This is a genomic window from Burkholderia sp. BE17, assembly GCF_009362305.1.
GTDB classification, from domain to species: Bacteria; Pseudomonadota; Gammaproteobacteria; order Burkholderiales; family Burkholderiaceae; genus Burkholderia; species Burkholderia pyrrocinia_C.
In genome coordinates, this window is record NZ_WHNU01000028.1 from 80,706 (window position 1) to 106,141 (window position 25,436).

Annotated in this window: 16 protein-coding genes; 11 read left to right on the forward strand and 5 right to left on the reverse strand. The window is 67.8% G+C overall.

Annotation, left to right across the window (positions count from 1 at the left end):
• The first annotated feature begins 385 nt into the window (after nucleotides 1-385).
• Nucleotides 386-3,322, forward strand: a complete 2,937-nt coding sequence (locus GD429_RS23455) for a Tn3 family transposase (protein WP_152860374.1) — start codon at nucleotides 386-388, stop codon at nucleotides 3,320-3,322.
• A 105-nt stretch (nucleotides 3,323-3,427) separates the two neighbouring features.
• Entirely contained in the window at nucleotides 3,428-3,847 is a 420-nt protein-coding gene (locus GD429_RS23460) for a hypothetical protein (protein ID WP_306415730.1), read from the forward strand.
• On the opposite strand, the gene GD429_RS23465 is transcribed toward GD429_RS23460, so the two are convergent.
• The 3 genes from GD429_RS23465 to GD429_RS23475 all read right to left on the reverse strand — a co-directional run bounded on the left by GD429_RS23465 (nucleotide 3,844) and on the right by GD429_RS23475 (nucleotide 7,234).
• Nucleotides 3,844-5,325 (reverse strand): tyrosine-type recombinase/integrase, encoded by a 1,482-nt coding sequence (locus GD429_RS23465; RefSeq protein ID WP_011875870.1) that lies wholly within the window; start codon nucleotides 5,323-5,325, stop codon nucleotides 3,844-3,846. The two genes, GD429_RS23460 and GD429_RS23465, sit on opposite strands and share 4 nt — an antisense overlap.
• Nucleotides 5,326-5,359: 34 nt before the next feature.
• Nucleotides 5,360-6,307 carry a DNA-binding protein gene (locus GD429_RS23470; RefSeq protein ID WP_152860376.1) on the reverse strand — a complete coding sequence of 316 codons (948 nt, stop codon included), beginning with the start codon at nucleotides 6,305-6,307 and terminating at the stop codon, nucleotides 5,360-5,362.
• Nucleotides 6,308-6,799: 492 nt separating this feature from the next.
• Entirely contained in the window at nucleotides 6,800-7,234 is a 435-nt protein-coding gene (locus GD429_RS23475; RefSeq protein WP_152860378.1) for a winged helix-turn-helix transcriptional regulator, read from the reverse strand.
• A gap of 109 nt (nucleotides 7,235-7,343) precedes the next feature.
• Here GD429_RS23475 and GD429_RS23480 point away from each other — a divergent pair, with 109 nt between their 5' ends.
• Both GD429_RS23480 and GD429_RS23485 read left to right on the forward strand, forming a co-directional pair.
• Complete coding sequence (locus GD429_RS23480; RefSeq protein WP_152860380.1) at nucleotides 7,344-7,961, forward strand: FMN-dependent NADH-azoreductase; 618 nt, start codon at nucleotides 7,344-7,346, stop codon at nucleotides 7,959-7,961.
• A 239-nt stretch (nucleotides 7,962-8,200) separates the two neighbouring features.
• Nucleotides 8,201-8,656, forward strand: coding sequence for an HAD family hydrolase (locus GD429_RS23485; RefSeq protein ID WP_227791731.1), 456 nt, complete (start codon nucleotides 8,201-8,203; stop codon nucleotides 8,654-8,656).
• Here the strand turns inward: GD429_RS23485 and GD429_RS23490 are convergent.
• Nucleotides 8,602-10,350, reverse strand: coding sequence for a cholesterol oxidase substrate-binding domain-containing protein (locus GD429_RS23490; protein ID WP_152860382.1), 1,749 nt, complete (start codon nucleotides 10,348-10,350; stop codon nucleotides 8,602-8,604). The two genes, GD429_RS23485 and GD429_RS23490, sit on opposite strands and share 55 nt — an antisense overlap.
• Nucleotides 10,351-11,462: 1,112 nt before the next feature.
• Here GD429_RS23490 and GD429_RS23495 point away from each other — a divergent pair.
• From GD429_RS23495 to GD429_RS23505, 3 genes are all read left to right on the forward strand, one after another.
• Complete coding sequence (locus GD429_RS23495) at nucleotides 11,463-13,337, forward strand: alpha/beta fold hydrolase (protein WP_321574812.1); 1,875 nt, start codon at nucleotides 11,463-11,465, stop codon at nucleotides 13,335-13,337.
• 93 nt (nucleotides 13,338-13,430) lie between these two features.
• Nucleotides 13,431-14,264, forward strand: coding sequence for a helix-turn-helix transcriptional regulator (locus GD429_RS23500; protein WP_152860384.1), 834 nt, complete (start codon nucleotides 13,431-13,433; stop codon nucleotides 14,262-14,264).
• A gap of 175 nt (nucleotides 14,265-14,439) precedes the next feature.
• Nucleotides 14,440-15,645 (forward strand): alpha/beta fold hydrolase, encoded by a 1,206-nt coding sequence (locus GD429_RS23505; RefSeq protein WP_152860385.1) that lies wholly within the window; start codon nucleotides 14,440-14,442, stop codon nucleotides 15,643-15,645.
• Nucleotides 15,646-15,835: 190 nt separating this feature from the next.
• Here GD429_RS23505 and GD429_RS23510 read toward each other — a convergent pair whose 3' ends face one another.
• Nucleotides 15,836-16,693, reverse strand: a complete 858-nt coding sequence (locus tag GD429_RS23510; protein WP_152860387.1) for a helix-turn-helix transcriptional regulator — start codon at nucleotides 16,691-16,693, stop codon at nucleotides 15,836-15,838.
• Nucleotides 16,694-17,113: 420 nt separating this feature from the next.
• Here GD429_RS23510 and GD429_RS23515 point away from each other — a divergent pair, with 420 nt between their 5' ends.
• From GD429_RS23515 to GD429_RS23530, 4 genes are read left to right on the forward strand one after another with little or no spacing between them, the layout of a single operon-like run.
• On the forward strand, nucleotides 17,114-18,976 hold the full coding sequence (locus tag GD429_RS23515; protein ID WP_321574813.1) for an amino acid adenylation domain-containing protein: 1,863 nt from the start codon (nucleotides 17,114-17,116) through the stop codon (nucleotides 18,974-18,976).
• Entirely contained in the window at nucleotides 18,976-20,556 is a 1,581-nt protein-coding gene (locus tag GD429_RS23520; RefSeq protein ID WP_152860391.1) for an efflux transporter outer membrane subunit, read from the forward strand. The genes GD429_RS23515 and GD429_RS23520 overlap by 1 nt, the downstream gene beginning before the upstream one ends.
• Entirely contained in the window at nucleotides 20,553-21,815 is a 1,263-nt protein-coding gene (locus GD429_RS23525) for an efflux RND transporter periplasmic adaptor subunit (RefSeq protein WP_193727176.1), read from the forward strand. Before GD429_RS23520 ends, GD429_RS23525 begins: the two co-directional genes overlap by 4 nt.
• Nucleotides 21,812-24,937 carry an efflux RND transporter permease subunit gene (locus tag GD429_RS23530; RefSeq protein WP_152860395.1) on the forward strand — a complete coding sequence of 1,042 codons (3,126 nt, stop codon included), beginning with the start codon at nucleotides 21,812-21,814 and terminating at the stop codon, nucleotides 24,935-24,937. Before GD429_RS23525 ends, GD429_RS23530 begins: the two co-directional genes overlap by 4 nt.
• Nucleotides 24,938-25,436: the final 499 nt, after the last annotated feature.

Genomic DNA, 25,436 nt, shown 5'->3' on the forward strand with positions numbered 1-25,436 from the left:
CTCGATCAGCGCCCTATCGGTTGCTGTGAACGTGTTTGTCCTTGAATTTCCCTCCTGCCGGTAGAGGACGAGGTCCTGCCAGTTTCGGATCCTCTGCATCGGGGCGACGCCAAGCCGGTCAGGCGACCGCGACCATTTTTTTGGAGGGAAGTGATAGTAGGTCAACAAGTTGTTGTCGTAGGAGCGTATTACGTGCCTTCGGCCGCAATTGTGTTGCCGTCACTCGCGAGCCGCTTGCCGCACCATAGGGGCTCGCGGCAGGCGCGCTTGTTAGGCGTTACCAATTGAGGCAGCGGCCAGATATTCGTTTTGCGCGTACCCGATTGCTTCGCGGATTTTTTCCCGCTACGCTGCACAGTCCGTTTTTCGCGCGGGAGTGCGAGCGATGGATCACTGGCGGCTGGCGTACCTCGGCATGCGGCACTTCCCGCATGAACTGACCGAGTTCGAGCTCAATACCTTCTTCACGTTTTCCGCCCGCGAGCGTGCCCTGATCGATGGCCGCCGCTCGCACCTCTATCGGCTGGCAGTGGCACTGCATCTGGGCTTCGTGCGGATGACCGGCCGTACGCTCGACGCTTACAAACAGATTCCCAAACGACTGTGGCAGCACCTCGGCGAGCAACTCGGCATCGAGCCGCCTGACCTGGGTACGTTACGCGCGCTGTACGACAACCGCACCGACACGCTCGCCGACCATCAGAGGCTTGCTTACGATGCACTCGGATTCCAGCCGATGGCCGAGCACCAGCGGCGCTACATCGTTCGCTGGCTCAAGGAACGGCTATCGGGACGGCAGGATCGCAGCACGGCGCTGTTCGACCTCAAACAATGGCTGTACGAGCATCGGGTTCTGATCGTCCACAACCGTGCGCTGCGGCAACTGATCGTGCAGGCGGTGCAGGACGTCGAGACTGCGCTGACCCGCCGCCTCGAGGCAACGTTCGGCGCCGCGGCGCTCGATCAATGGGGCATGCTGTTGCCGCGGCCGGAATCGGGTGGCGCCAGTCTGCAGCAGTGGCTCTGGTCCGTGCCGCTGCGGAACTCGACGAACCAGATGGGCGAGTTGTTTCGCAAGATCGAACGCCTGACCAAGCTCAGTGTGCATTGCAGCTGGCCGGCCGAATGCAACGAGGCGGTGGTGCGGCACTACGCGCGACGCTGCGCCAACCGCCCGCCGTCCGTCAGCAAGCGCGTCCGGCAGCCGATCCGCCGACTGGAGGCTGCGTGTTTCATGCGTTATGCGCTCTGCGTCGCCACCGATCAGTTGCTGTGGATGCTTGCCCGCTGGCAACGCAAGATGGTCAACGAAGCGGGCAGCAAGGTCGACGCGAAGCGGCCCGACCTGAAAGCGCAGCTACGCGATTTCGCGACGGCGGTCAAAGCGCTTGCGACCGACGTCACCCTGGCGCACGACGCGCTGATCGAACGCCTCGTGCAACTGGCTGACACGACGCTCGCGCAAAGCGGTCCGAGTCGCGCGAGCCTGGTGCGCGCGCAACTGCTGACCAAACAGCGCGTCACGCGCGCGATGCTTGCGAAATTGTTGACGCTGCCATTTGCATCCGAAACATCGCATCCGGTTACAGACGCGCTGGAGGTGCTGCGGACAATCTACGTTTGCGGCGAACGTGAACTGCCGGTCGATGTGTTGGTGCCGGTCGGGCGCGCCTGGCAACGGATCGTGACGGGCGAGGACCGTGTGCAGGCGTTGCTCGCGTTCGAATGGGCGACCTTGTCGGCGTTGCGGGTTGCGCTACGCAACGGCTCGGTCTTTGTCGAACACAGTTTTGCCTTCCGCAGTCGGGCGACTCTGCTGATTCCCGACGACGTCTGGAAGGCGCAGCGCAACCACTATTACGGTCATCTGAAACTTTCGCAGGACCCCAAAGAGTATATCGAGCCGGTCTGCGAGCACCTGAGTGAGGGACTCGAACGGTTGGCGCAAGCCGTGTCGCGCGGTGAGGTTCGGGTCGATACGGCGATTCATCTCGATCCCATGTCGGCCCAGCGAGCCGAGCCCGCTGTCGAGGCGCTGCGCCGCGCGATCTTCAATGTTCATCCGGACGGCCAGTTGCCGCGCATCCTCCTGGAGATCGATAGCGAGACGCGGTTCAGTTGGTTGCTGCTGGGCCGCGAACCTCGTGCGCGCAGCGAGCTACTGATGGTCTACGCGGCCGTGCTCGCGCACGGCACGTCGATGTCGGCCGCCGAAGTCGCGCGCATGGTGCCGGAATTGTCGGCCGGCGCGATCCGTCAGATGATGCATCGCGTCGCCGACGAGCGCGTGCTGCGAGAGGCGGCAGATGCCGTGCTTGGTTTCATGCACCGCCACCCGATCGCAGCGCACTGGGGGCGCGCGGATCTCGCGTCGTCCGACATGATGTCGCTCGAGACGACCCGTACGGTCTGGCAGGCACGTGCCGATCCGCGGCGGCGCACGGCGTCGATCGGCGTCTACACCCACGTGCGCGATCGGTGGGGTATCTTCTACGACCAGCCGATCGTGCTGAACGAGCGGCAGGCCGGCGTGGCCATCGAAGGCGCCATCCGCCAGGAAGGCACCGACGACGTCTCTCAGTTGGCCGTCGACACGCACGGATATACGGATTTCGGGATGGCGGTGGCCCGCGGGTTGGGATTCGATCTGTGCCCGCGGCTGGCGCATTTGCGTGACCGGCGTTTGCATGTTCCGGTCAGCATGAGCGTGCCCGAAGCGCTGGCCGCCGTCGTCGATCGCGACGTCCAACTGGAAGCCATCGAGGTAATCTGGGATGACTTCGTGCGGCTGGTGGCCTCGATCCAAAGCGGGCACTGTACGGCCGTGCAGGCGCTGACGCGGTTCGGGGCTGCCGCACGCGGCCTGCCGTTGTACGACGGCGGCGTCGCGCTGGGACGTTTGTTCCGGTCGATCTACCTGATCGACTATTTCACGCTGCCGGCGTTCCGTGCCGAACTGCAGCATGTGCTCAATCGCGGCGAAGCGGTGCACACCGTGCAGCGTGCGATTCATCAGGGCAAGATTCCCGTCGAGCTCACGCGGCACCGCCATACGCTCATGGCCGTGTCGTCGTCGTTGAGTTTGCTGACCAATTCCGTGCTGGCGTGGAACACGATGCACATGCAGCAGGCGATCGAACGCATCGAGACACTCGGACAAACGCCAGTGCTACCCGACTATCTGCGGCGCATCGCGCCGACGTATCTGGAAGGCATCAACCTGCGCGGCACGTTCGAATTCCCGGTCGCTGACTACGCGCATCGCCTGATGCCCAGTCTTGCGATCGGCATGCCGATGGCGGGACGCGAGGCACGCGGATGAAATTGGCAGGAGTCCGCGTAAATGGTCGGGGCATAATACGCGGCTCCTGTCTTTTGCTATGCCGCCATGAGTCGAAAGTCCGCCCGGCGTTCGGGACACCGTCCGTTGAGCAAAGAAATGTTGTTGCCGCTCCCGCTCGCACGGACCCGCGCGTTGTCGCTCGAACATCATCTCGCGCTGGCCACCATCGCAAAGGGCCATGCCAATGTCGACTTGATGGTCTGCTTGCTGAAGGCCGTCTATACGGCGTTCTATCTGCGCAAGGAAACGCCGGCGACCGGTGACGATGCCGAATTCCAGCGCGCGGAAGCTGCGCTGGCTCGGTGCATCGCGCGCGCCGAGCGCGGTGAAACCTGGGTCATGCTCGATCGAGACAAAGTCGTGATCGAGCGGATCCTGGTGCTTCACGACGAGCAACTGGCGAGCATACCGACGCATTGTTACCTGACGGCGCTCGACAAACTGAATCGCTTCGCCGTAGAAGGATTGCAATCGCCGATTCCTCCGTTGGCGACCGAACCCTAATCGGTATCGAACGCGCGATCAACGAACGCGCGCAACTGCGACAGATCCGTTTTTGCGTAGCCGGCCGTGGTCTGAATCGACGCATGGCCGAGCAGTGCCTGCGCGGCCGGCAGCGGCACCTGCCGGTCGACGACCAGCGTGCGGGCATAGGCATGGCGCAACCAGTGCGGCGACGCCCGCCGCAACGTGGCGGCACTCGGCGGATCGGTCGGGTCGAGTCGCGCGGCCGCCGCCCGAAAGATCGCCTTGACCTCGTCATACAGCCCCGAACTCTGCAGCGTCCCGCCCTTGAGGCCATGCACCAGCGCCACGTGTTCGCTTGGTTCCGGCTGCTCAGGCAGTCCCCGCAACCGTCGATAGGTTTGCAGACGCGAGACGCAACCCGCGGGCAACGGAATCGCTCGCGGTTTCTGTCCTTTGCCGCACACGTGCAAGGTCCAGCATCCATTGGAGTCGACGTCGAGTACGGGTAGTTGTCGTGCGTCGGACCAGGCCAACTCGACCAGCCGTACGCCCGCAAAGCGGTACAGGCTCCAGATCGCCCGGCGTCGCGCCGCGATCAGCGGCTCGACGTCGCGATCGACCGCGTCAACCTCGGCATCGCAAGCGCCCAACTGCGCAGCTGACAGCATGCGGGTCGGGGCGAAACCGGCATGCCGCCGTTGTCCTCGCACCAGGCCAGCGGCCGGGTTCGCCGTCAGGTAACCGGTTTCGGTCCAGTACTGGAACAGGCTGGCGACGACCGCGAGCGCTCGAGCCTGTGTCGCCTCGGACAGTCGGCCTTCAGGTTGCGCATCGTCAGCAACGTCCTGCGAAGGACGGTGCAGCATGCGTTTGTATTCGAGCAAATCGTGTCGCGTCAGGTCGGACAACGGCCCGAGCTCGTGCGCGATGCACCACGCCGCAAGGCGGCGAATCTCGGTCAGGTAGGCGCGTGCCGTATGGGGCGACCGACTGGCCCGGTCGCGCAGGAACAGCGCGGTCGCCTGGGCGTCATCGCCGACGCCGAGCGTGTTGGTTGCGCTCGCGACGGCGGCAAAGCGCCCCGCGCGCGCGAACCATGGCCGTAACGCAAGCGGGACGCCGCCAACCAGCGGCGCCGACTCCCGAAACCACTCACCGCTCGTGATCGCCAGTAATGCCACCTCGCCGAACTTGAAGCGCCGCCCATGCGCGTGCAGCACGCGTGTCAGCACGGCTTCGGATGCCGGCGCGTCGTCGACCGACACGACCCGTGCGCGACCGCGATCCCAGTATTCGACCGCGGTCGACTGATCGAGCAATAGCCGCATCACGGCCGGCTTTGCGACCTTCGCATCGGCGAGCGACGGAAAGCGCCGCTTGACGAGCGTCAGCGTCCAGCGCAGATAGACGACTTGGCCGAGCACATCGCTCACGTAAGCGATGGCGGCATCGAGACCGTTGGGCAGACGCTGCGGTGGCGTCGCACCGGTATCGATCCAGTCGGCGAAGTTCATGAGAGGTCAGCGATCGGGCAAGCGGCGGGCCGGGTCATTTTCCCTTGCGCTTCGTCGATGCGCTACCCGTGGCGCGTTTTGCCGTTGCAAGGCCTGCGCGGGCGGTCTGCGCTGGTTTCGGCGCGATGTCGCGCAGCAGGTCGCCGAGCTGGGCGTGTTGCTGCGCATTGACCGCTTTCAGCGCCAGTGCCTCGCCGACCGCTTGTTGGCGCGCCTCGCGTTCACGCACGACCTCGCTGTCGAGCCGATCGCGTTCGCCTTCCAGCGCTGCGATCCGGCGCTCGGCGAATTTCAGTTGCGACACCGCATGCGCGTGCTCTTTTTTCAGCGCCTCGCGCTGATGCGCGGTTTCCTGCAGCAATTGCTTCGACAGCGCTTCATACCGGTGCTGGGCGGCCTCGAGAGCCGCAGTATGCACACGGTCGCGATCAGCATGCTCGGCCCCCAGCGTGTCGAGGGCGGCCTGGCGCTCGGCAGCTTGCGCTTCAAGGGAGGCGGAGCGATCCCGTAGTACCCCGTGTTGCGCCCGCAGATCGGCCAGTTCGGCGTCACGCGTGGTGACGGTCGCGCGTAGTGACTGGACTTCCTGCCGCAGCAGTTCGACGCGCAACTCGGCATCGGTGCGAGCTGCCTCAGCCGAGGCGACGCTGGCGTCGGCCGCCTGTTTAAGCCGGACAACGTCATCGAGCTGCACCGCGACGGCGGCTTGCCACAGTGCGCACATCAGCTCGGCAATGTCGGGCGGCAGGTCGGGAATCGCGATCTCGGCCAGTCCAGCGCGGACGACCTCCGCCTCGATTGCATTCAGCGCCCGAGCGAGCGTCGCCGGGTCGCCGGCACCGAGCCGTGCGCGCAGCTTGCGGACCGACACGATCTGGCGGAACCGCGTGCCGCTGGCCGGCGCGGCGTCGCCGGCCTCGACGAGCATCGTGAGCACGGCGGAGCGGATCTGTTCGGCGGTGACTGCGGCAGGACGGGACATGGTGGGCGAATTGAGTCAAACCGACCAAATTATTTCATACATTTATAACGTTAGATAACCATATTCCAGACGATATCTAAAGAGTTACCCACGATAATTTTTATTATCGCCGCCAAACAGACCAAACCGAGCTGGCGAATGCATCCCTACGCCCGCTGGGCCCCGGCGAGGAGGTATTGAGGAAGAGCAGAAAGACCAGTCAGGAAGTGCCTGATTTGATTGGATTTTATTTTGGGGGTGGACCGCAAAGCCTTGTCGCCGCTAGATGGTCCTACACCTGTAAAACGCACCAAAATCAAGGCCCCCCCGGAGCGGACACCCAAGTCATGCTATGCGACTTTTTCGATCGGCCGTGGCCGGCTCTTGGTTGGATAGGTCGGAGAATGCAGTGCCTTCGCCCCACAAGAAAGACCCGCGTCGGGACAGATCCCAACGCGAGCCGGCAGTTTGATCTCGCCGCTGTGTTTGCACCAGCCTACGGCCTCGACTGGTTTATCGACGCTGGTAGACAACGCCCTGAATCAAGACCTGATCTGGCTCCGGCTCCTCGTCAAAACGTTTATGTGCCTCGGCAATGGCGACTTGATTCTCGCTCGCCCAGTTGACCAACGCCATGACAGGCTTCAACAGCGTTCTTCCCATTTCAGTGAGTTCGTAATCGACGCGAGGAGGAATCGTTGGATACATCGTTCGCGTTAACAGTCCGTCACGTTCCAGCCCGCGCAAGGTCAGTGTCAGCATCCGCTGGGAAATGCCGTCGATGCCGCGCTTCAATTCGTTGAAGCGCCGGGGGCCATTGGCCAGCATAGCGACAATGTAGAGGCTCCACTTGTCGCCGATGCGATCCAGGATTTCACGGGTTGCCAGACAGCCGCCAGCGTCAGGTGCAGGCATATCGGTAGGTGGCTCGATGTGACTAGGTGACATGCGTGTGCCTTCTTGTGGGGAAGCGAAAGGGACCATACCATCCTTTGTATAGATTGATAAGTCAGAACCAATTAATTACTTGGTTCTTATTTTATACCTAGGAGCCGTCATGAGCCACACCCTACTTGTTACGTCCAGTCCGCGCGGGGCCGACAGTCTTTCCACCCGCTTCGCCACCGAAATCGCCGAAGGCATCCAGGTCCGCACAGGCGGTCCGCTGACCGTGCGCGACCTCGCTGCGAATCCGCCGCCGCATATCACGCCGGCCTACATCCAAGGCCGGATCACGGCACCGGAGGATCGCACGCCGGGACAGGTCGAGGCGGTGAATGTCGCCCAAACGTTCGTCGATGAGTTGAAGGCCGCCGATGTGATCGTGCTCGGTTCGGGCATGATGAATTTCGGTCCGCCCTCACAACTCAAGGCGTGGTTCGATCATGTCACCTGGCCCGGCGTCACTTTCAGCTATGGCGACGCCGGGCCGAAAGGACTGCTGACCGGCAAGAAGGTCTATCTCGTCACCGCCACAGGCGGGGTGTTCTCGGAAGGGGCTTGGGCACCGTTCGACTTCCAGACCAACTATTTGCTGCACCTGCTTGGCTTCATCGGCCTGACCGACGTTGAAGTGGTGCGCGTTGAAGGCACGGTTTTCGGCCTGGACGCAGTGAAGGCTGTCATCGCCGATACCGAAACGGCCATCAAAGCCTTGTTGGCGAAGGCTGCGTGACCTGATGGCCGAGAAAAAGACCATCGCGCTGTTCGGTGCGACCGGGCCGACCGGAAACTTAACGCAGTGTCCGGGATTAGTTGACCACTACACTGTACCAACGAAAACACGAACCGACTCGGTTGCCATAAATTATGGCTCAAAGATGTCTACGAAAGGCTGGCCGGTCCAGACGAAGGGACGATGACGCCGCCATGCTCGTCGAGTAGCGGAGGCTAGAGCTCGAACGGCAGACGCTGCTGACGGGCGACCGCGAGGCGGTCGCGCGCAAGGTCGCGGCCGAGACTGGCATCGACACGGTGGTCGCGCAGGCGCTGCCGCACGACAAGCTCGCTTACGTGATGCGCGAGATCGGCGCCGGCCGGCAGCCGCTCGTCGTCGGCGACGGGCTGAACGACGTGCTGGCGATCAAGGCCGGCTCGACCCGCATCGCGATGGGCGAACGTGGCGTCGACATCGCGATCGCGTCGGCAGACGTCGTGCTGCTCGGCGACGACCTGAAACGGATTCCGACCTGCATCCGCCGCCCGCCGATCAGGGAATGGCGGTCGACTCCATTGCACCACCACCCGCCGCTACGCCGCAGGCGCTGCGCCCCAGCCGAACCAGGCCGCGCAGCGCCTTCCGTCCGCCGTTCCCGCTACGGCATCAACCGATCCAGCAGCGGCGAGCTGAAGACCCGCTGCGGGTCGTAGCGCCCGAGCGTCGCACGCGCCGCCTCCCAGTTGCTCGCGGCAGGCTGCCCCGCGCTTTGCAGATTCGGGATCGTGGTGGCGAGCATCGTGTCGTCCTGCCATGCGGCGGTGTCGGTGTAGGCCCAGCCCTTCGACCATTCGGGACGTACCGTCGCGTACGCGCCGCTGTAGTTCGACAGCATCCACTGCTCGATCTCGCGATAGAAGCGTTCGGCGGCCGGCGTGCCCGGCAGCGTCAGGATATCCAGCCAGACCGCGACGTCCCATTCCGGATGGTCGGGCCGCGGCTTGAGCGCGGACAGCGTGGGGACCGCCGCGCCGGCGCCCGCATCGGCAGGCTTGTCGAGCCCCGTGATGCGGATCTCGACGGGACCGTTTATCGGATATTCGCCGCGCGCCTTGTACGCGTCGATCCGGTTCTGATAGAACTGGACGAATTCGCTGACCACGCGCTGCACGTCGGCGCGCCGCGCGAGCACCGCATAGCCGTTCGCGGTGACGCGCAGCGTCGTCGGACGAATGTACTGCAGCACGGTGCGCGACCAGCCCCAGATGTCCGCGCTGAGCGTGAGCGCGAGGCCGGCGGTCGTGATCGCGTATTGCGTCTGGCCGAACAGCGGCGTCAGCGCGCCTTCACCGCCGATGATGATCCGCTTGACGAGATCCGACAGCGATTGCGGAATCGAATCGGAGAACGGGTAGTTGTACGGCTGCGTGACGGGGCGTGACAGCAGCGGCTTGCTGGGCGTCGGGGCCCAGACCTTGAGCCACGGGCATGTCGTAAACGGAAACCAGATCGCCTCGAGCCGGCCCGCCTGGTCGAGAAACGACGCGATAGTGCGACCCTGCCCGGCGTTCGCCGAAAACAGTTCGGATGCCGGAATGTCGATACGGCTCTGGCAGCGCAGCCGCTGGTTCGGGCCAGCCATCAGCGTGACCTCGACGACGAACGCCCGGCCGATGTGCGTGAGGAACGCGCCCATGTCGGGATCGCTGCGCTGGAACGTGCGCAGCACGTATTGCCGGCTGGCGGGATCGAACACGACCGCGGTCAGCGTGAGCACCAGATTGCTGAGCGAACCGTAGGTGTGGCCGGGCTGCAGGGTTTCGCCGACCGCGGGCGCGGCGGTGCCGTGCGCGTCGATCGCGAGCGCGCCGCCGAGCGTGATGTCGCCCGGCGCGGGCACGGCGACGAAGCCGAGCCCGTAATCCTCGAGCTTCGCGAGCAGCGTCTCCAGCGAGATGCCAGTTTGCGCGGTGACGCGCGCCGGGCGCGCCGACGTATCGACGGACACCGCGGTCAGCGACTGCGTCGTATCGACCAGCACGACGTTGGCGGGGGCGGCGCCCGGATCGAGCGTCAGCGGCGACCAGTTGTGCATGTGGCCGCGCGGGCGCACCCGGTAGCCGTTGGCGCGCGCCCAGTTGACCGTCGCGACGACGTCGTTGGCGGAGCGCGGCGCGGCGGTCCACACGTCCTGCACGACGATCTCGCCGCTCCAGTTCTGGAAGGCCTGCTTGTAGAGCGGGATGTCGGCCGGGAAGCCGGGCGGCGTCGCGCCGGCCGACGCCGCGTGTGCCGCGACCTGATAGATCGGCGTCCAGCCGGCAACGACGCCGGCTGCCGCGAGCTTGGCCATGTCGGCGAGGAACGCGCGACGCGGCGTGGGTTCGTCTCGGAAATCGTGATTCATGCTCTGCTCCAACGCTTGGAATTGTTTTGAGGATCGAAGGCAACGCGCGGCGATTACGGATGGCGCCGTTTCAGCGGAAGGGATGCGCATGACGAATCGCGCGTTGATTGACCGGAATTTGAAGCGATGCATCGCGAATATCCCGCGGCGTGTCACCGTGGTGACGCATTCATAACGGGATGGCTGCAGAGAAACTCGGCCGGCGCGGGTGTGCTGACGTTATTTCAGGCGCGCACCGGGTAATGGCGTGTTTTAGAGTGTCGTTTTCATGTTTTTGGATGGTTGAATAAATTTTGAAATGATTTCAAATCAGTAAATTATTCCGTGATTGCGGCGAGCAAAGATTAGCAACTTGTCTTGGTTGCGGCAATTGATTTGGCGCTGGAATAAAGTTTCGGATTGGTGGTAAACTCATCCCCTTATAATGATTATTGCAGTTAGGATAATATTCAAGGAGACTGTTTCCGGCGTGTTCCATGCAATGACGATGTCATATTCATCGGAAATGCTGTTCGTGTCGTCCATTCGCGCGGGAGCGAATGAGCGAATCCACGGCTGGCGACCGTCTGGCGGCCACGTCAGGCGGAACGGCGGATTGAAACGATCGTTGAATGACGTGAAGCAATCGACCGAAAGTCATGATTTCCAAGGTTTTCGGGGCGTGCCCGGTAATGACGGTGGTCGGTGATTGTCTCGTCGGATCATTCATTACCGCGCAGGCGGTCGCTCATATGCGCTGGCGGTTTTTGTTGAATTAATCTGAAAAAAGCTGAAGATTATCTGGCTCGACTGAAGTCAGGGTGCGCACGCGGGTTCTGAATTCCGGGAAATCGCCTGCCTGGTAGTTTGGTCATATAAGTCGGACGTTTCGTTGGATACAAAAAATCACAATTTTTGTTACCGTGATCAACCGAAGTGTGTGTAGCAAAAACTCAATGAGAATAATTGTTTCGTTTTACGGGAGCGATTTTTCCTGGCTTTCCAGGCAGGCGGCCGATTTGCAAACCCGGTGACGGAAGCCATCTCGCTGGATTTTCGCGGTATTTGCCAGTAACGATCGTCGATCAATACGACGCCATCTCCATGGCGTCGCCGAACACGGAGAAAACATCGTGTCTGCTTCATGCTGGTCATCGGGCGCGTCGATCGCCGATGACGGGGCCGCGGCCGCCGCGCCCGAGGATCGATCGTCCGCGCACGGCGTCTTCCTGATCGCCGGATATGCACGCTTGAGCGATGGCGCGCGGCACGTCTGCGAGCATCTCGGTGCGGGCTGGCGCGTATGCGAGCTCGATGCCGATCCTGCGGACGAGACGGCGCCGACGGTCGAATGGCTCGCCACGCGCCTGCTCGAGCGCATCGTCGCGCTGCAGCCGCGCGGGCCGTACCGGCTCGCGGGATGGGCGTCCGGCGGCCTGCTCGCCTACGAAGTGGCGACCCAACTGGCCGGCCGGGACGAGACCGTCGAGTTTCTCGGCATCGCCGATGCGTCGCTGGCGGCGGTGGACGCAGTCGGCCGGCCCGGGCAGGCCGCCGATGCGCCGCCTAGCGTGCGTCTCGTCGAACTGGTCGCAAGCGGCGGGGTGGCCACGGGCGTGTGCGACTTGCGCCGGGTCGAATGGCTGCGGCTGTTCGACGGCGAAGCGGGCGGCGGTGCGCGCGCAGTCGATCCGCGCGACCTGTTCGACGGCGCCACGACGCCGGATTTCGCGGCGATCGCGTCCCGGTGCCGCGACGCGGGGCTGCTGCCGTCCGCGTTGCGCGGCCTGAACGATGGGCAGTTGCAGCGCTGGCTCGACCGCTGGGCAGCGCTCGATCACGCCTTCGCGCATTACGAGCCGTTTTCGCTGTCGCTGCCCGTTCACTGGTTCGCGCTGCACAGTGCCGGCGCGGATGCCGCGACGTTGCCGGCTCGCGCCGACGGCTGGGCGGCACGGCTCGAGCCCGGCGTGTGCCGCGTCGTCGACGTGCCGGCGCGGTACCCGGCGGCGGGCGGCGTCGCGCCGGCGCTCGGCCGTGCGATCGCGCATGCGTTGGAGGACGCGCGTGCCGCGGCGGCCGACGGCGGCGGCGAACGCACCGCCCACCCGCCGCAGACGGGCTATCTCCCACACCTGCCGATCCAGCGCGGGACGCCCGGTTACGCGCCCGTCGTGCTGATTCCGGGGGCGGGCGACAACGTCGCGACGTTCCTGCCGTTCACGATCGCGGTGGAGCGGGGCTGGCCGATGCACGGCCTTCAGCCGCGCGGCCTCGACGGCGTGCTTGCGCCGCACGTGAGCGTCGCCGCGGCGGCGGCGGCTTACCTGCCGGTCGTCGAACGACTGGCGGCCGACGCGCGCGAGCCGGTGCACCTGATCGGCCACTCGTTCGGCGGCTGGGTCGCGCTGGAAATCGCGTGCCGGCTGCAGGCGGGCGGCCGCCCGCCCGCGTCGCTGACGATCGTCGACACCGAGGCGCCGGCGTCGGTCGGCCGGCTGGGTCGTCAGTACACGTTCGCGAGCGTTGTGTGGAATCTCGTGCATGCGCTCGAACAGGCGACCGGCCGCCCGCTCGGCATCGAGCGCGACGCGTTGTTTCGCGCGGACCGGCGCGGGCAGTGGGCGATGCTCCATCGCGGGATGGTCGACGCCCGTATCATCCGCGGCGGCTCCGGGCCGCGCGACGTGCAAGGCATCGTGCGCACCTACGGGACGGCGCTGCGCACCGCGTACCGGCCGGCCGACGTCTATGCCGGGCGCGCGAAGCTGGTGCTCGCCGCCGACTGCGACGACCCGGCGCGCAGTCTCGTGCCCGATGAAGTGCTGTCCGGCTGGCGGCGCTTCGCGCCGCGGATGGCCCTGTGGCGCTGTCCCGGCAATCACTACACGATGATCCGGCCGCCGTCTGTCGAGCGCTTCGCGCAGTGGTGGCAACAGGCGGTGCGCGGCGAAACAGCCGAGGCCGAGGCCGCCGTCGGGCCCGCGCACGACCTGGCGTCGAGCTGACGGGAACCCCAAGCGTGGCGATGCAACGGGCGCGGCGTGAGCCGCGCCGGCGTCGCGTCGCCGCCTTCAAGCACGCATTACAAGGAGAGTCAGATGGTCGAAGTCTTCGCGAAGCTCGGCAAGGTGATTTCGAGCGCGGGCAGTGAGCGGTTCGCATCCGACATGCACGCGCTGCTGGCCGGGTCGGTTCCGCTCGCGATCACCGGGATCACCGAATGGACGCTCAACGAGCCGGCGGGCAAGGTCGTCGACGTGCAATCGCTCGGCGCGTCCGGCACGCCCCGCGACGGCCTGCGGATGGTGCCGCCCGCGGAGCAGGTCGAGCGCGACCCGGCCGGGCATCCGCTGGTGAGCTGGATCGTGTCCGCCAGCGATCGGCAGTTGATTCACATCGACCCGCTCGCGCGGCGCGGTGACGCGACGCCGCCGCGCGGCACGGGCGCGGGATTCCAGTGCCATCTCGTGTCGCGCAAGGACAATCGCCGCTACGTGATCTCGCTGCATCGCACGTTGTCGCATCGCGACTTTTCGCTGCAGGAGATGTCGTTCCTGAAAAACTTCGCCGATACGCTGCTGCCGCTCGTCGAGTGGCATGCGTCGACGCGGCGGCATGGCGCGCCGGCGTGCGGGGCGCCGCGTGATCCGGCGACCGGTGCAAAGGGGAGCGAGACGCTGCGCCGCGAGTTCGAGGCGCGGCTCGCGCGCGCGTCGGTCGTGCTGTCGGCGCGCGAAAGCGAAGTGTGCCTCGGGCTGCTGGCGGGCAAGATGCTGCGCGAGATGGCCGACGCGCTCGGCGTGAAGGAAAGCACGATCGAAACCTACATCAAGCGCGCGGCGGTCAAGCTCGGCATCAGCGGACGGCACGGGCTCAGGAAATGGATGATCGACGATTTCGACGATTACGTGCCGTACGCGTCGGCCGCCTGACGGACGGCGGCGCACGCGCGCCGGCCGGGCGCGCCGCCGCGGCAGCCGCCGCTCCGAATGCGCGCGGTTGTCCCGGCTTTCCGTTGCAGACAGCGCCGCGCAGCGGTGCTTCAATCGACGTGTCGGCCTGAGCGCCGGTACGTCTCTTCCGTCATCGATCGCCTGGAATCCCTTCATGCAACACTCGACCGCCGCCGTACTGGACGACTCGACCCTCGACGTGCGCGTGCCTGGCACGATCCGCGCGTTCCGGCATCTCGCCGCGAGCCTGCCGGGGCCCGTTCGCCTGTGTCTGTTCGACGATCCGTCGGATCGCCCGGCGTCGGGCGCACACGACGCGCAGCGCATCGTCGCGCACGCGTTCGCCTGCATCGGCGCGCGCGACGTGCGGTTCGATCCCGACGGCGCCACGCGTCTTTCGTCGTTCGAACTGCTGATGAGCCGGCGCATCAGCGCCGCGTTCGACTACCGGTACGACCACTTCGACACGCCGGAACGGCTGGCCGATGCGCAGCGCGCCGTGGACGACTTCGATTTCGATGCGCTGGGCGCCGGTGTCGAGCGCGTGCGGATCGCACGCGAACCGGGCGTCGCGCTGTCCGCGTATGCGGGCGCACGGCGCGACCGGTCCGCGGTCGTGCTCGCGTTGCCGTGCGGGATGCCGCTCGACCTGTGCCAGCGCTGGTTCGATGCGCTCGCCGAGCGCCACTTCGTGCTGACCTGGGAGACGCGCACGCTGTTCGGCGCATGCGACGCGTTCGACGCGGCGCGCACCGACGTCGATGCGCAGGTCGACGACCTGTTCGCGGTGATGGATCGTTTCGACGTCGGCCGGGCGCACCTGATGGGCATCTGCGGCGGCGCCGTCGTCGCGTTGCAGGCGGCGCTCGCGCAGCCGGCGCGGACGGCGTCGCTGAGCCTGTGGTATGGCGACTACAACCTGTCGGACGACGTGCTGCGCACGAAACATCAGCGCAACTACGCGTGGCTGATGGAAGCCGCCGCGCAAGGGCGCGACGTCGCGCAGGATCTGCAGCGCATGTTCGCCGATCCGTCGACGCTCGTGACCGTGCCGGCCGAGATCGCGCACGCGGCGCTCTATCCGTATGCGAATGCGGAACTGATGTACCGGTATGCGAAGCTGAGCGATGCGCTCAACAAGGTCGACATGCTTGCGCTGCTGCCGCGCGTCGGCGTGCCGACCTTCGTCGTCGCGGGCGACGACGACGAGGTCGCGCATTGCGGCGGATCGGTGTTCGTCGCCGGCAGGATCCCGGGCGCGCGACTCGAGGTCGAGGTCGGCGGCAGTCATCCGAAGCTGTTCCGCGCGGCGGCGCCGTCGGCGTCGCGCGCGCTGCAGTTTTTCGCGGGTCACGAGTGATGCGCGAAGCGCCACGGCGCGCGCACGTGCCGGTGGTTCGGCGCGAACTTCGGAATCCGAACGTGGTAGGGGCCGCCGGCACGCCGGACCGTCGGCGAGCTTGACCAACCCGTCGCGCAGGTCACATCGGTCGAAGTCGACAGGCACGACGCCCGGCCAACATCGCCGTGAAGCCTGTTGAAACGTCCTGTCAGACGCCGATCAGCGGCGACGCGCGCTCGAGCCGGGGCGGGCCGCCGTCGCCTGCCTCATCGAGCATCCAACGGGTGAGCCCGTGACGCCCGCCGAAGCCGAGCTTGACCGCCGCGCGCTTCAGGTAGGTCTCGACGGTGCTTTCGCGCAGCGCGAAGCGCCGGGCGATGGCGGACACCGTGTCGCCGGAGAGCAGCGCGGTGCATGCCTCGATCTCCCGCGTCGACAACTTGACGCCCGCTTGCCGCAGGCGCTCGGCGAACCGTCGCGCGAGGCGCTCCCGGCCGGTTTGCGTCGCCGCGGCCGCGTCGGCGGTGGAACGGGCGGCCGGTGTATCGGCATCGAGCGCCGCGACGTGGCTCGCGACGATCGGGAACAGCACGCGCGAGAAGTCCTTGAGGAAGGTCCGCTCCTGCGGCGAGAAATCGTCGAACGCATTCGCGCGATACAGCGAGATCAGGTAGCAGTGGTCGTGCTGGCCGCTCGCGAGATGGAATTGCGGGCCGGGCGGCGGCGCGATCGCGTCGTGCGTATCGAAGAAGCGCTCGAGCAGCGCGTGGGTCTGGGCGGGGCAAGCTAGCGTGTCGTCGACATACAGATGGCTGCCGCCCGAAGCCGTCCGTGCCGCTGACGGCCGGCCTGCGCCGGCGCGCGACGGACCGGTGGGCGCGAGCGTCTCGCCGACGGCGCCGATGCTGCGCACCTTGAGATCGCCGTCGACCGCGAGCGCCGACAGGCGGATCCCGTCGATGGGGACCGCCGCGAAGATCAGGCTGTACATCATCCGGGGAAAGCGTCGGCTGCCGCTGCTCGAGATCGCTTCGCCGATGTGGGTGAACAGTCTGCTGAACTCCATGAAAAATTCCTGGTGACGTTGAACCGGCGCTTGCGCGCCGGGGCCTGTTCGCAACGAGCATGGCACGGCACGCGGTCCTGGCGGCGGCCCGCTCCGCGATGGATGGATCGAACGCCGGGCGAACGTGCGTGACGAGCGCGAACGGGCCCGCGGATGCCGACGTGATTTAAACACCCGGCCGCAGCGGCGTCTGTAACGGATAGCCGGGACACGCGCTGGATGGCCGCCGTGCCGCCGGCGCGGGGACGACGGCTCCGCCGCGGGCAACTGTCCCACTTTTCTGCGACAGACAGCGCGATGTGCCGATGTTTCAATCGGCGTATCCGGTGCCTGATGCGGTCGCCCGTCCGGGCGCTCCGCCGTTCGTTGAAAAGGGGGATTGCAGTGCACGTTTCCGAATCGACCCGAGGCGACCCTCGCGTGACGGAGCGCCGTCGTCCGGACGGCCGCTCGCTGCATCACGCGTTCGCCCAGCGTGCGCGCGAATTCCCGGCGCGCATCGCGGCGTCCGACGAGACGCGACGGCTGACCTATGCGGAGCTCGACCACCTGGCGTCGGCGTTCGCGCGCGAGCTGCGCGAACGGGGCGTCGCGCGCGGCGCGCTCGTCGGCCTCTACATGACGCGCGGCGTCGACATGCTCGTCGCGCTGCTCGGCATCCTGAAGGCGGGCGGCGCCTATCTGCCGATCGATCCGGCCTATCCGCGCGAACGCATCGCGCACGTCGTCGCGGACAGCGGCGTCGAAGTCGTCGTCTGCACGTCCGACACGCTCGAGCGGCTGCCCGGCGAGAACCTGGCGAACGTGCGCGCGCTCGCGCTCGACGCGATGCTGCCCGCGCTCGCGGCGAGTGCGTCCGAGGACGGCTACGTCGATCCGGAATCGAGCCCGGACGATCTCGCGTACGTGATCTACACGTCGGGCTCGACCGGCCAGCCGAAGGGCGTGATGGTCGAGCATCGCAACGTGCTGCACCTGGTCGAGCAGGCCCGCGCGTGGTTCGAATTCGACGCGTCCGACGTGTGGTCGCTGTTCCACTCGATCGGCTTCGACTTCTCGGTGTGGGAAGTGTGGGGCGCGTGGCTGACCGGCGCGCAGGTCGCCGTCGTGCCGTACGCGGTGTCGCGGGAGCCGGCCGCATTCCACCGCTGGCTCGCGCACCACCGCGTGACGATCCTCAACCAGACCCCGTCGGCGTTCCGGCAACTCGATGCGGTCGATCGCGGCGCGTCCGTGCCGCTCGCGCTGCGCTACGTGATCTTCGGCGGCGAAGCGCTGCCGCCGTCGCTGGTCGCGCCGTGGCTCGCGCGCCACGGCGACGCGCGTGCGCAGCTCATCAACATGTACGGCATCACCGAGACGACCGTGCACGTGTCGTTCAAGCGGATCACGCCACGCGACACGCAGGCGGCGGCAAGCCCGATCGGCCTGCCGCTGCCGCACCTGCGGCTGCACCTGCTCGACGCGCACGGGCGGCCCGTCGCCGACGGCGCGACGGGCGAGATCTACGTCGAGGGCGACGGCGTCGCACGCGGCTACCTGAACCGGCCCGAACTGACCGCGGCGCGCTTCGTGCAACTGCGCTGCCCGCTAACGGGCGAGCCGGTGCGTGCGTACCGGACGGGCGACCTCGCACGGCGCGACGAGGACGGCGAATACGTGTACGTCGGCCGCGCCGACGAGCAACTGAAGATTCGCGGCTTCCGGATCGAGCCCGGCGAGATCGAGGCGACGCTGATGCAGGGTGGGTGGCTAGATGCGTGCCACGTGGGCGGCCACGACTACGGCGAAGGCGATTGTCGACTGGTCGCGTACGTCGCGCCGGCGCACGATGCGCAGCGCACGACCGACGCGACGATAGCCGGCCTGAAGGCGCGCGCGGCCGCGCATCTGCCGGATCACATGCGGCCGTCGGCCTACGTCGTGCTGGCCGCGTTGCCGCTGACCGCGCACGGCAAGATCGACAAGCGCGCGCTGCCCGCGCCCGAAACGGCGGCGTGGGCGCCGGCCGCGCAACCGGACGCGGACGCGCCGCGCACCGACGAGCTGGCCGCCGTGCTGCAGGTGTGGCGCGAGCGGATCGGGCTCAAGGGCATCGGGCCGGACGACGATTTCTTCGGGTTCGGCGGCACGTCGCTCGCGCTGATTCGCTCGTTCGTCGAACTGAAATCGCGTTATGGCGTCGAGTTCGAGCTCGGCGCGCTCCAGCGCGGCGCGACGGCCGCGGCGCTCGCGGGCTTCATCCGGTCGCGTCGCGACGATGCGCCGGTTCAGGCTTCCTGATGCGCTTAACGTCGTGTGCGTCGCTCGTTGCGCTGCTCGTCATCCTGCCCGGCTGCATGCTCGGGCCGACGTACCGGCCGCCCGACGCGGCGTCGCTGAAGATCCCTGCCGCGTGGCACGCGACGCTGCCGCATGACGGCAGCGTCGTCGCGCTCGCGCACTGGTGGCGGCAGTTCGACGATCCGGCGCTGACGGCGCTGATCGACGCGGCGCAGGCGGACAGCCCGACGATCGACGCGGCGCTCGCGCGGATACGGCAGGCGCGGGCGAGCCGCGCGACCAGCGTGGCCGGCCTGCTGCCGAAACTCGACGGCATCGCGTCGTTCAACCGGTCGAACGCGAATACGCAGGCGGTGACGTCGAACGACGTCAGCCAGTCGACGTCGGTGCAGAGCGGCGAGCTCGACACGTCGCGCGCGGGCCTACAAGCGTCGTGGGAACTCGATCTGTTCGGCAAGGCGCGGCGCGGGCTGCAGGCCGACGATGCGCGCGTCGCCTCGCGCGTCGGCGAATGGCATGACGCGCGCGTGAGCGTCGCGGCCGACGTGGCCGACGCGTATTTCCGCACGCGCGCGTGCGAATCGCTCGTCGCGGCGCACGAGGACGAGCAGCGCTCGCGCGCCGCGACGGACGCGGTGACGCGGCAGCGCGTCACGGCCGGCTTCCTGTCGCCGGCGGATGCGACGCTGCCGCAGGCGTCGCTCGCGGAAGGCGAAGACGTGCTGGCGCGCCAGCGCGCCGAGTGCGAGGCGGACCGCAACGAGCTCGTCGCGTTGACCGGCCTGTCGCGCGATGCGCTCGACACGCGGCTCGCGGCGGGCTACGCGACGGTGCCCGAGCCGCGCGGCGGTGCGCTCGACGCGCTGCCGGCGCGCACGATCGAGCAGCGGCCCGACGTGCGTGCGTCGGAGCGCACGCTGGCGGCGGCCAATGCGGAGATCGGCGCGGCGATCGCGGCGCGCCTGCCGTCGGTGTCGCTGTCCGGCTCGATCGAGATCGACCGCTATCAGGCCGGCGGAGGCCAGTCGTTGACGCTGCGGCCGTGGATGTTCGGCCCGACGCTCACGCTGCCGCTGTTCGACGGCGGCACCGGCGCGGCGCGCGTCGAAGGTGCGCGCGGGCGCTACGACGAGGCGCTCGCAAACTACAAACGAAAGGTCAGGCAGGCGGTGATGGAAGTCGAAAACGCGTTGGTGCGGGTCGAGGCATCGGTCGGGCGTGAACGGGCCGCGCTCGTCGCGCAGGAGAACTACAAGCGCTACGCGCAGACCGTCGAGCGGCGGTTTCGCGTGGGCTCGAGCGACGTGCTCGAAGTCGAGACCGCGCGCCGGCAGTACGTGACGAGCCGGCAGTCGGTCGCGTCCGCGCGGCTCGAGCGCGCACAGGCATGGGTGGCGTTGTACCGCGCGGTCGGCGGCGGTTGGCAGGCGGTCGGCGCAGCGGACGATGGACACGCCCGGACGGATGCGGCGCACGCTGCGCCGGTGGCGAAGGATGGGCAGGCGACGGGCGAGGCGCCCGTTGCGAGCGCCGGGCGCACGGCGAGCGGCACGCGGGTCGCGAGCGAGGCGTCGCGATGAACGGCCGGCACACCACACGCGCGGCGGCGCTGGCGATCGTTGCCGCGATGCTCGCGGGCGGATGCGGACCGTCGCAGCCGAGCGCGCCGTCGGCCGATTCGGCCGCTAACGCGGGCACAAACGCGGCCACGCCCCGAACCGGCGATTCATCCGATGCCGCCACCGCCGGTCACGCCGCGCTCGGCGTGCGCCTCGTCGCGCCCGACGTGCGGGACTGGGAGACGCGCGAAGAGGCGAGCGGCGCCATTGCCGCCTATGACGAGATCGAGCTGACGGCGCCCGGCGAGCTGCCGCTCGCGGCCGTCGATGCGCGCGTCGGCGACCGGGTCCGCAAGGGACAGGTGCTCGCGCGGTTCGACACGGCCGGCCTCGCGGTGAAGCGTGCCGACGCCGACGCGGCCGTCGCCGAGGCGAATGCGCGGCTCGCGCAGGCGAGCGCGCAGCTCGACGGCGCGAGGACACTGGACGAAACCGGCTCGATCAGCCGGCAGGAGCTGATCAAGGCCCAGACGCAGCAGAAGGTGAGCGTCGCCCAACTGGCCGGCGCGCGTGCACGTCTCGCGGGCGTCGAGCTGCAATTGCGCCGCGCGATCGTGCGCGCGCCCGACGACGGCGTGATCGCGGCCAGCAAGGCGATCGAGGGCGCGGTGCCCGCCGCCGGCGCGACGCTGTTCACGCTGATCCGCGGCGGCCGGCTCGAGTGGCGTGCGCAACTGGGCGCGAGCGCGCTTGCCGCGGTTCGCCCGGGGCAGCCCGTCGAACTCGCTCGCGCAGGCGGCGGCACCGCGCGCGGCGTCGTGCGCCAGGTGGCGCCCGTGCTCGACAAGGCGACGCTCGCGGGCATCGTCTACGTCGACTTGCCGGCGGACGCCGGCTTGCAGGCGGGCGGCTTCGCGTCCGGCGCGATCGTGACGGGGCGCACGCGCGCGCTCACGCTGCCCGACGCGGCGGTGGTCGCGCGCGACGGCTTTCATTACGCGTGGACGGTCGACGCGCGCCAGCGCGTCCACCCGGTCAAGCTCGTGCGCGGCCGTGCGCAGGATGGCCGCGTCGAGGTGCTCGCGGGCTTGCGGCCGGACACGCGCGTCGTCGCGTCGGGCGCGGGCCTGCTCGACGAAGGCGACGCGGTGACGATTGTCGCGGGCGGCGACGCCGGCCAGCACGGTGAGCCGGCCGCTGCAAAGCGGCCCCCATCTGCATCTGCATCTGCATCGGCATCTGCACCCGTGCGCGTCGCAGGAAACGAGGGCGCGCGATGAACTTTCTCGAATGGTCGGTGCGCCGGCCGCTGCCGACGATCCTGCTGTTCGCGCTGCTGTGCATCGGCGGCGCGCTGGGCTTTCGCGCGTTGCCGGTCGCCGAGCTGCCGAGCGTCGATGCGCCCGTCATCGCGATCGACGCGAGCCTGCCCGGCGCGACGCCGTCGCAGCTCGAGCGCGACGTGACGCGGCCGATCGAGCAGGGCGTGGCCGGGCTCGGCGCGGTCAAGCGCGTGCTGTCGCGCGTGACGGACGGCCGCTCGCACACGACGGTCCAGTTCGCGCTCGAGGCCGATCCGCGCGACGCGCTCGAGCGCGTGCGCGCCGCCGTCGGCCGCGTGCGCGGCCAGCTGCCGCCGGACCTGCCGGAACCGGTCGTCGCGCAAGAGCGCATGGAGCGCGTGCTGCTCGTCTATGCGGTGTCGTCGGCGCGGCTCGATCCGGTGGATCTGTCATGGTTCGTCGATTCGACGCTCAGCAAGGCGCTGCGCGCGGTGCCGGGTGTCGCGCGGGTCGTGCGGCAAGGCGGCGTTGACCGGCAGATCGACGTCGCGTTGAATCCCGTCGCGCTGCAGGGGTTGCGCATCGATGCGGGCGACGTCGCGAAGCAGGTGCGCGCGCGGCTCGCGGATGCGCCCGCCGCGCGCGTCGATATCGACGGCCGTGCGCAGTCGGTGCGGATGGCGCAGGCGGCCTCGGGCGTCGCGGCGCTCGGTGCGTTCGACCTGGCGCTGGGCGACGGCCGGCGCGCGACGCTCGCCGATCTCGCGACGATCCGCGACGCGACCGCGAACCCGACGCAGGCAGCGCTCCTCGACGGCCGGCCGGTGATCGGCGTGCAGGTGATGCAGGCGCCAGGCGCGGACGAAGTGCGCGTCGCGCAGGGCGTGCGCGACGCGATCGAGCGGCTGCGGCGCGCGCACCCGGGCGTCGAGGTGCGCGCCGTGGCGGACTACGTCGAGCCGATCCAGCGCGTGTTCGACGGCGCGATGTCCGCGCTGTACGAGGGCTGCGTGCTGGCCGTCGTGATCGTGTGGCTGTTCCTGCGCGACTGGCGCGCGACGCTCGTGTCGGCGTCGGCGTTGCCGCTGTCGATTCTGCCCGCGTTTCTCGCGATGGCATGGCTCGGTTTCTCGCTCAACCAGCTCACGATGCTCGCGCTGATTCTCGTGATCGGTGTGCTCGTCGACGACGCGATCGTCGAAGTCGAGAACATCGCGCGCCACCTCGGCGACGGCAAGCCGCCGCGCGTCGCGGCGCTCGACGGCGCCCGCGAAATCGGCGTCGCGGTGATCGCGACGTCGCTCACGCTCGTCGCGGTGTTCCTGCCGACCGCGTTCATGAGCGGTGCGATCGGCCGCTACTTCAAGCAGTTCGGCTGGACCGCGGCGGCGGCCGTGCTCGCATCGCTGGCGGTCGCGCGGATGCTCACGCCGATGATGGCCGCGTACGGGCTGCGCCGCGCGCCGCCGTCGCACGACGACGGCCGCGCGATGCGCGGCTATCTCGCGTGCGTGCGGTGGTGCGTCGCGCGGCCGTGGCGCTGCCTGCTGGTCGGTGCGGCGTTCGTCTGCGCGTCGCTGGTGGCGCTCGCGGCGCTGCCGAAGGCGTTCCTGCCGGCGCAGGATCGCGCGGAGATCGTCGTCGGCGTGCAGGCGCCGCCCGGCAGCGATCTCGACGCGACGCGCGCCGCCGCCGAGGCCGCGCGGCGCGCAGCCGTGGGCATGGCCGAGATCGCGTCGGTGTACACGACGATCGGCGAGCGCGGCGCGGCGGGCGACGCAACCGATGCGGCCGTGCTGACGTTCGCGCTGACACCGCCCGCGTCGCGTGCGCGCTCGCAGGCGCAGGTCGAGGCCGAGCTCGCGCGCCGCTTCGCCGCGGTGCCGGGCGTGCGCTTCACGGTCGGCGACAAGCAGACGGACAAGGTGGTGTCGATCGTGCTGTCGAGCCGCGACGGCGGCCTGCTCGACGACACCGCGCGCCGTGTCGAGCGCGCGCTGCGCGCGGCGCCCGGGCTCGGCGCGGTCGCCTCGACGGCGGCTTCGCGCCGGCCGGCGCTCGCCGTCGTGCTCGACGGGCCGCGCGCCGCCGCGCTCGGCGTCACGCGCGACGCGGCGGCCGACGCGCTGCGGGTGGCGACCGCGGGCGACACGCCCGAGCGCCTGCCGCGGCTCGACGTCGGCGGCAGGCAGGTGCCGGTGCGCGTGCATGCGGCGGACGGCACGGGCGACTGGCTGTCCCGGCTGTCGGTGCCGGGGCGCGACGGCAGCGTGCCGCTGGCGAGCGTCGCGCGCCTGGTCGAGGACAGCGAGCCCGCGCAGATCGACCGTCGCGACGGCGAACGCTACGTGACGCTCGATGTCGGGCTCGCCGACCGACCGCTCGGCGACGTGATCGCGCAGGTCGACCGGCTGCCGGCGCTGCGCGACCTGCCGGTCGGCGTGCGCCGCAGCGCGAGCGGCGACGCGGAATCGCTCGACGAGCTGTTCGGCGGCTTCTATTACGCGATGCTGTTCGGCCTCGCGTGCGTGTACGGCATCCTCGTGCTGCTGTTCGGCGGCTTCGCGCTGCCGGCGACGGTGCTCGTCGCGCTGCCGCTGTCGCTCGGCGGCGCGGCCGCGACGCTCGCGCTGAGCGGGCTCAGCCTGTCGCTGGCGTCGCTCGTCGGCCTGCTGATGCTGATGGGCCTGTGCACGAAGAACTCGATCCTGCTCGTGCAGTACGTGCTCGTCGCGCGCGAGCGGCAGCGGCTGTCGCGCATCGACGCGATCGTCGACGCCTGCCGCAAGCGCGCGCGGCCGATCGTGATGACGACGTTCGCGATGATGGGCGGGCTGTTGCCGCTCGCGTTCGACGCACAGGGCGACGTGTTCCGCTCGACGATGGCGATCACCGTGATCGGCGGCCTCGTCACGTCGACCGCGCTGAGCCTGCTGCTCGTGCCCGTCGCGTTCGTGCTGCTCGATGCGCTGCAGGCGCGGCTTGCTCGGCGGCTCGCGTCGCGTGCCGGCGACGGGGCGCATGGAGGGGGGCGTGAAGGCGCGGACCATCCGGACGAGCGCGACGCTCACGGCAAGCGCGCGCCCGGCCTTGCCGTGTCACAAGACCATGTGCAGTAGATGAGAAGAATCCTGCGAAACGGCCGAGCGATCGATCTTTGTTTCGGTATTTATAAATAATTTAATTCAGTAGTGCAATTTGTAAATTCTTTTATTTAAATGGTATTGGTTTCACGCAAAGATTTTAACGATCCATCTAGCTTCGCGCGCGGCGTGCATTTAGAATGCCACCAAGATTTCCAGACGATTACTTCGATTTGGAAATTGTTTAATAAATAATTCGAAATACTTAGTTTATTTCGTTTGGATGAATTGATTGAATGGCTTTCCTCGTGCCTGTTTGCCTTTCGAGAAAAGTGCGCCGGAATACCTGCAGTTGAATCAACGGGCCGTCATGTGATCGACCGGGCGCGCGCTGCGTCGCGCGTCGATGACACACGCCTGCCGCTTCGACGACACCCTTTTGCCATCGCGATTCAGGCTGCACGGGACGGGGGCGGGCATCGTGCCCGGCCGGTGCCATGCCGTGATCGCGAACTTTGAATTCACACTTTTGCGA